Annotated in this window: 4 protein-coding genes; all 4 read left to right on the forward strand. The window is 52.4% G+C overall.

What is annotated here, in order from left to right:
- Positions 1–1238: 1238 nt before the first annotated feature.
- On the forward strand, positions 1239–2447 hold the full coding sequence (gene ltrA, locus IQ209_RS12935; RefSeq protein WP_255528781.1) for a group II intron reverse transcriptase/maturase: 1209 nt from the start codon (positions 1239–1241) through the stop codon (positions 2445–2447).
- Positions 2448–2954: 507 nt separating this feature from the next.
- Entirely contained in the window at positions 2955–4652 is a 1698-nt protein-coding gene (locus tag IQ209_RS12940) for a ShlB/FhaC/HecB family hemolysin secretion/activation protein (RefSeq protein WP_193851693.1), read from the forward strand.
- Positions 4653–4662: 10 nt separating this feature from the next.
- The gene (locus IQ209_RS12945) at positions 4663–5199 is read left to right on the forward strand and encodes a toxin-activating lysine-acyltransferase (RefSeq protein ID WP_193851694.1); all 537 of its coding nucleotides are present in this window, start codon (positions 4663–4665) and stop codon (positions 5197–5199) included.
- Positions 5199–8517: filamentous hemagglutinin N-terminal domain-containing protein (locus IQ209_RS12950; RefSeq protein ID WP_193851695.1), on the forward strand; the 3319-nt coding region annotated here is incomplete at its 3' end. The genes IQ209_RS12945 and IQ209_RS12950, both read left to right, overlap by 1 nt.

Below are 8517 nucleotides of genomic sequence, written 5' to 3' on the forward strand. Positions count from 1 at the left end.
TAAAAACAGACTCCGTTAAAATATAAATAAAATATTACACCTCACTATAAAATTTATAATGTATTTGGTCAGGGGAAGAGTATGAGTATTTACTTCTTCTACAGTGATTCAAATCCTACAAATAACTATTTATCAAAGGATCAGTATAAATTACCAGAGTGAGAATGTGAGTGGATAAATTTCATACAAATAGAGTCATAATTAAACAATATTTATATAATACTCATTGAGCCATTTAAAATAGCATCTTAATTTGTGTGTTTTTTAAACTTATTTTTTATAAAAAAGCAAAATATAAGTATTAGATAATAAGTGAATATTCATACTCTCGTCTAGGTGAGATCAAAAGACTCATGTCCGGTTTGGAGAGGGGGAATCCGGAAAAGTGCCATAGTAAATGGTAACTCGCTGGCGCTCTACTCTATTTCACGTACGGTTCTGTGGGGGCCTGGAGGGGAAGTGTCTCCGGGCTATTCGATCAGCTATCCGGTCACTACCCCAATTAAGTCATCAAAACTGTCGAGTTTCTAAATGGTTAGAACACCAGTTGCAACGCTAAAGGTCATGCGTTGATCCGTATTAATCCTAGATTGAGTATTTCCTAGCGTACGATATTTTGTGCGCCGTGCAAAGGCTCGGTCTTTCAGTGGGTGCGAATCCCACCCGGCAACTTTCGTTCCAGCCGGAAGCAATCAGAGCAGTCGTGGCGGTAACAAAGCGGCTGAAGCCTCTGGTGTATAGGGTCATTTTAGTGATTCAGCGAGTATGCAGGCCGTAACGTGAGTGAACGCTGAGCAGGCCTCGAAAAACGCAATGTGGAGGCCGACCCACCAAATTATTGGGGAAGGCTGCCAGTTTCAGGGGAAGTGAACGAAAAGCGCACCCTGCAACCTCCACCGGGGTAGTGGCGACAGCATGTATACAAGAGGAAGACCGGAGCAACACGGGAAGTCCTGCGTGTGGTGAACGCGAACACCAACCGGAAGCCGGTGACGGCCAGACCGGGCACGACAGGATGACGGAAAGGCTCGTAGTACCGGGGAAGCCGGGTAATGCCGGTGGAGGAAAGGAGCCTTGGTTCAGAAACAACGCCGAAAGTGAGGAGGAATTGGAGATTGGGCAACCTAAGAACTCCGAAATTCGTTCAGGAATTACAGACGACGTTACATGCGAAAGCGAAGGAAAGATCCGAGCTTCGATTCCATGCATTGTACGACAAAATATACCATCGAAGTGTGTTGGCGCATGCATACCAGTGCTGCCGCCGGAATAAAGGTGCGGCAGGTATGGATGGGCAGACCTTCGACGATATTGAGTCATATGGGGTGGAGCGATGGCTCGGAGAACTGGCGCAACAGCTTCGGGAAGGCACATATACCCCGAAGCCGGTCAGACGGGTACACATACCTAAGCCGAATGGGAAAACCCGCCCGCTGGGTATCGCGTGTCTGAGGGACAGAGTCTGCCAGATGGCAGCTATGCTGGTACTCGAACCTATATTCGAAGCCGATCTGCCCCCGGAGCAACATGCATACAGGCGAAACCGGAATGCAGAAAGCGCGGTACAGGAAGTTCATGGCCTGCTGACCAGAGGATATAACGATGTTGTTGATGCTGATCTGTCTGGCTACTTCGATACCATCCCTCATCCTGAACTGATGAAGTCAGTCGCACGTCGGATCGTGGACGGAAAGGTTCTGCGACTGATAAAACAATGGCTGACAGCACCAGTAGAAGAAAAGATGCGGGACGGAAAAGTGCAGCGAACAACGGCAAACCGGGATAATCAGTGCGGAATACCACAGGGCTCTCCAATATCCCCGCTCCTGTCTAACCTGTACATGAGACGTTTCATTATGGGCTGGAAAAGGTTGGGGATCGAGCAGCGCCTCGGCGCACGTATTGTCAACTATGCTGATGATCTGGTTATCTGCTGCAAAGGCAGAAACGCCAGTCAGGCGATGACAGCAATGCGTGGACTTATGGCAAAGCTGAAGCTGACGGTAAATGAAGAAAAGACCCGCCTGTGTAGGCTACCAGAAGGTGAATTCGACTTTCTGGGATACACGTTTAAGCGCTTGTATTCCGCCCGGACGAGGAAACCTTACATAGGGACTCGTCCCTCGAAGAAAAGCATTAAGCGAATGATCGAATCTATCAGGCTCCAGACGAGTAGAAGTCTGGAGTGGATGGATGCCGGGGAGATGGTAATGCGATTGAACCAGAAACTGGGGGGCTGGACTAACTACTTCAGGTTAGGCCCTGTGACACAGTCGTATCGGTTTATAGATCGTTACACTACAACCCGGCTACGCCGGTGGCTCTGTAAGAAACATAAGCAACGCAGCAGGGGATTAAAGCGATACCCTGACGAGTACTTCTACAATCAGTTGGGACTCATCCAGTTGCCGAAACTTCCGCAAAGACTTCCGTGGGCGAAGGCATGATTCTGTCCGAGAGCCGGATGCGTTAGAAGCGCACGTCCGGTTCGATGAGCGGGATGTGGAAACGGGATAATGGTCAGGACAGTAAGGCACCGCCAATCGAAAGAGGCGGTAACAGATATGCCGGACCTACAGTTACCGCGCCACATCTCGACTCTACTCGAATTCTGAGACGCCCTATTTTTGCCATAAAGAGGGGAAACACTGTTCTGTCAGAATACTCTGAAAAACGCCATATTTGTTATTTTTACTAATCATATTTTTCGTGCTTTTGTTTTTGAGGCAGATAAAATGCAGACGAATATGCTTAATGCTATCCCTGGTATGTTTAATGAATGTTAATTAAGTGCCGTTTTGTTGCCTGATTACAGTTTATTAGTCTAAATATCCGTCTTTCTGGTTATATGTCGATCAGGTCGATTGAAAATAAAACAATTTCGACCATAATACCCTGTCTCATATTTATTCCAAAATCATTCAATAATAATTAAGTATTCGACTGGTTCAATTATGGCAACGGTAACGCGCAGCAACCTGTTCGCAGGGTTGGCCGGATGGGCGGTATTTACTTCTCAGCCTGTGCAGGCAGACGACCAACCTTTTATTCATCAAAAACAGCAGCAACAGGCATTGGAACAGCGTTTGGAAGCCAGGGCACCGACGGTGCGGCTTTCGGATGAAAAGGTATCCACGTCTGCATTAACGTTTCCCACCGAATCGCCCTGTTTTGTGATCCATCACGTGGCGCTGTCCGGTCAGGACGCGTTGCCGCACTGGGTGCCATTGCAACGGCTGGCAGCTCAGGCTAACGGACACTGTCTGGGTACGCAGGGGATTGGCCTCCTGATGAGCAATATGCAAAACCGGCTGATTTCCCACGGTTGGGTGACCACCCGCATTCTGGCGCCGGAGCAGGACTTAAGCCAGGGTGAACTGAAACTCCATGTTGTCGCCGGCAAAATCCGGCAGGTGCGCTATACCGAGGAGTCGGATAAATACGCGACGCTGTATACCGCGATGCCGGCTCATGATGGCAATTTATTAGATCTACGCGATATCGAACAAGGTTTGGAAAATCTCCAGCGTATCCCCAATGTCCAGGCCTCCATGGAGCTGGTGCCGGGTGAGCAGCCGGGCGAGAGCGATATCGTGATTAAACGCCAGCAGTCGCGTTTCTGGCATGTGGGTGCCTGGGTCGATAACAGTGGTACCAAAACCACCGGGCAGACGCAGGGTGGGCTGATGTTTGCACTGGATAACCCGATGTCGCTGAGTGACCTGTTTTACGTCTCCCTGAGCCGCGATTTGGCTTTTTCCCACCGCAAGGATTCCACCAACTATACCGCACATTATTCGGTGCCGTTTGGTTACTGGCAGTTTGCGGTCACCGGCAGCAAATATAACTATATGCAAACCGTACCGGAACTCGACGGGGATGCCCGATATCGCGGAAAAAGCCGCAACCTGAACGCGCAATTAAGCCGTGTCCTGCATCGTAATGCCCGTTCAAAAACCACATTAACTTATGGTGTGAATGTGCGTGAAACCCGCAATTTCATGAAACAGACCGAAATTGATAACCAGAAACGCCGCACCAGCAGCTGGAGCCTGGGGCTGGATCACCGCCATTATATCGGTGCGGCCGTACTGGATGCCGGCGTGCGTTACCAGCAAGGCACCCGCTGGTTTGGGGCGCTGCCTGCCTGGGAAGAGCGATACAATAAAAGCGATCCCTATTATGTCACGGCAAAATCAGAAATTATCCAGTTGTCGGTGGCACTGAATATGCCCTTTAAGCTGGGCAGCCAGTCCTTTCAGCACAAAGTTGAATACCAGAAGCAATGGAGTCACACCCCGCTGACCCCGCAGGATCAGTTCAGCATCGGCAGCCGCTGGACGGTGCGGGGCTTTGATGGTGAACGTACACTCAGTGCCGATGAGGGCTGGGTATGGCGTAATACTCTGTCATGGCAGACTCCGGTGCCGGATCAACAGCTTTATCTGGGAGCGGATTACGGCCGGGTCGGCGGACATGGGTCAGAAATGATTATCGGGCGCACACTGGCCGGGGGGGTTGTTGGTCTGAAAGGCAATATTCGCCCGGCGAATCTGGCGTATGACGTGTCGGTCGGTACGCCCTTCTCCAAACCGGATAGGTTTAAGACCGATTCTGCCCACGTCAATTTCAGCCTGAACTGGCAATACTGAGGGGGCAGCAATGTTAATCGGTGATTATGACGTGCGTGCCCCCCTGATCCTTGGCGGGCACGACAATGACACAGAGATGCTGGGTGCCGCCACCTGGTTGTGGATGCACTCCTCCCTGCACCGGGATGCGCCATTAAGTTCGCTCGCCGCCCTGCTTCTGCCTTTTATTAAAGCCCAACAGTATGTGCTGGTCAGTCAGCAGGGTCAGCCCGTGTTTTACCTGAGCTGGTCGCGGTTTGATGAAGAGACCGAACGGTATTACCTGACGACAGATGACGGGGATAATCGCAGCCTGGCATCGAACCGGGGTGCCCGGATCTGGATTGTGGACTGGGTAGCCCCGTTTGGTCATAGCCGTGTGATGGCGGATTTAATCAAACATGACATTTTTCCTTATCAGTGTGTCCGGGCGCTTTATCACAAAGGTTCAACGCGTGGGGCGCAGGTGATCCGTTTTCGCGGGGCCGGTGTCAGCCGTGAACAGGCCGCCGCATGGTGGGACAACTATCCCCTGACCGTCGACTTACCTGAAAGAGGGGCTGTGTGATGAATAAACATTGCTACCGCGTGATTTTTAATAAAACCCGTCAGATGCTGATGGTGGTGTCTGAGTTAGTCCGCAGCCATACGGCCGGACAGGCACGGGACAGCCTATCGGTGCCTTCACTGTCGTCAGCCCGTGTGGCCTTAACGCCCCTGGTGTTCGGGGTCTCACTGGCGCTGGGACTGGTCAGCCTGGGTGCACACGCCAACATTGTGGCGGACAACAATGCGCCCGGTACGCAGCAGCCCTCGGTCATTGCCACGGCCAACGGTATCCCCCAAATCAATATCCAGACGCCGAATGGTGACGGGGTTTCCCGTAACCAGTACAGCCAGTTTGATGTGGCGCAGCAGGGTGCCATCCTCAATAACAGCAGCGTCAATACGAAAACCGAATTGGGTGGTCTCATCACCGCGAACCCGTGGTTAGCCCGGGGCGAAGCGAAAATCATCCTCAATGAAGTGAACAGCCGCAACCCCAGCCAACTGAACGGTTTTATTGAAGTTGCCGGTCAACGGGCGGACATCATTATTGCTAACCCGGCCGGCATTACCTGTCAGGGTTGTGGTTTTATCAATGCCAGCCAGACCACGCTGGCGGCGGGGAAAACCCTGCTGGAAGGCGGGCGCCTGAAAGGGTTTGAAGTGGATGAGGCGCATCGGGGACTCATCAGCGTGGAAGGTCAGGGGCTGAATGATACCGGCAGTGATTATACCCGCCTGATTGGCCGCGCCGTCAATATTAACGCTAAACTCCACGCCAACCAGTTAACCGTGACAACCGGGCTAAACCGGGTGGATGTTCAGGGCAATGTGACCGAAACTTTGTCGGCGCGTCAAGAAAATAAGCCCGTATTCAGTCTGGATGTGGCGGCCGTGGGCGGTATGTATGCCAACAAAATTAAGCTGGTCGGCACCGAACAGGGCGTCGGGGTACGCAATGCCGGGCAGTTAGGGGCGCAGGCCGGCCATCTGACGTTGGATAGCCAGGGCAAACTGACAAATAGCGGGGCGATAACGGCGGCCTCGGATGTGGTTATCGGGAATCAGGGGGTACTGGCGAATCAGGGTGATATCACGGCGGGTCAGAATATCACGCTGAAAACCCGCAATGACATTGAAAACCAGGGGCGGGTGCTGGCAGGGCATCATCTGGCGATTGAAAGCGCTGCCTTAAACAGTGGTGAAAAAGGCGTATTGATTGCCGGTGTTGATAAAAATGGCAATCGGACGCAATCCGGCACCCTGACCATTCAGAGCCGTGGCCTCCTGACCAATCAAGGCACGATAGCGGCCTCGGATAACCTGACTGTCGATAATCAGGGCGATTTAACGAATCAGGGGCGGTTATTGGCAGGCAGCCATAAACCGGGCAGCCTGAAACTCAACAGTGGCGGTCATCTTGCCAACAACGGGACGATAGACGCGTCTGCTGAGGTTAAGGTTAAGAACCAGGGGAGTTTCATCAATCAGGGCGATATCACGGCGGGTCAGAATATTACCGTCAACACCCGCGATCACCTGGATAATCAGGGACGGATGTTGGCCGGTCGTCACCTTGATATCCACAGTGCTTCGCTGGCAAGCCATAAAAATGTTCAACGGCCCGCTGATCGCCGGCAACACACGGTACTGGCCGCCGGCGCGGATAAAGACGGCAAATTAACTCAGCCGGGTAACCTGACGCTGGATATCAGGGGGAAACTGGATAATCACGGTATTGTGACCGCGTCAGACACTATCGACATTCAGAATAAAGCGGTGTTCACTAACGCCGGTGATATCAGCGCCGGGAAAGCGATGACAATAAAAACCCCGGGCGCGCTGGACAACCAGGGCAAAATGTTGGCCGGTCACCATCTCGATATCCAAAGTGCGTCCTTAACGAGCGGTCAGAATGGGTTACTGTCTGCGGGAACGAATAAAGCGCAACCGGGCAAACTGACGCTCAACAGCCGGGGTCAGCTGGTTAATCAGGGGATGATGACTGCCACGGAAGATATTGTTATCGACGAGCCGGCGACGCTGGATAATCAGGGCGAGATAAACGCTAACCGTCATATCAGGATCACCACGCCCGGAAAGCTGACGAATCAGGGTAAGGTGTTGGCCGGCCACAACCTCGATATCCACAGTGCCTCTTTAGAAAGCGGTCAGAACGGCGTACTGGCTGCGGGGAGTGATAAAACGCAGCCGGGCAAGCTGAAGATCCAGAGTCAGGGTAAACTGGATAACCACGGTATTATCAGTGCTTCCGAGTCTGTCCATATTCAGCATGAAGGCGCTTTCAGTCACTCAGGGGATATGACCGCCGGTGGCGATATTACGCTAAAAGCCCGTGATGCTCTCAATAATGCCGGAAAAGTACGGGCCGGACGCCATCTGGATATTCACAGTGCCGCGTTAGTCAGCCATCAGAAGGGGATGCTGGCGGCGGGGACGGATGCTCAGGGCAACCTGACCCGGCCGGGCAATCTTATCATCAACAGTCGCGGCAGGCTGGTCAATCAGGGCGTGATGACGGCGTCGGATGATATCACCCTCGAGAATCAGGCCGCGCTGGAGAACCAGGGGGAGATAAGTGCTGATCGTGATATTAAGATCACTACCCCGGGCAATCTGACCAATCAGGGCAAGGTATTGGCCGGCCATCTTCTTGATATCCACAGTGCCGATTTAGACAACCAGAAAGCGGGTAAGCTGGCCGCGGATATAGATAAAAAGCAGCCGGGGACGTTGAAGATCCAGAGCCAGGGCAAACTGGACAACCAGGGCATTATCACGGCTTCCGAGTCTGTCCATATTGAGAATGAAGGTGCGTTTAATCATTCAGGCGATATCACTTCGGGTGGCGATATCACGCTCAAAGCCCGTGATACTTTCGATAATGCCGGAAAAGTACTGGCCGGACGTCATCTGGATATTCACAGTGCCGCGTTAGTCAGTCATCAGAAGGGGATGCTGGCGGCCGGCACGGATGATCAGGGCAACCTGACCCGGCCGGGCAATCTTATCATCGACAGTCACGGCAAGCTGGTCAATCAGGGGGTAATGACGGCGTCGGATGATATCACTATCGATAATCAGGCCGCGCTGGAGAACCGGGGGGAGATAAGCGCTGATCATGATATCAGGATCACCACCCCGGGTAATCTGACCAATCAGGGCAAGGTGCTGGCGGGTCATCTCCTTGATATCCACAGTGCCGATGTAGACAACCAGAAAGCGGGTAAGCTGGCCGCGGATATAGATAAAAAGCAGCCGGGGACGTTGAAGATCCAGAGCCAGGGCAAACTGGACAACCAGGGCATTATCACGGCTT

The sequence above is a fragment of the Xenorhabdus sp. BG5 genome (assembly GCF_015163665.1).
Classification (GTDB): Bacteria; Pseudomonadota; Gammaproteobacteria; order Enterobacterales; family Enterobacteriaceae; genus Xenorhabdus.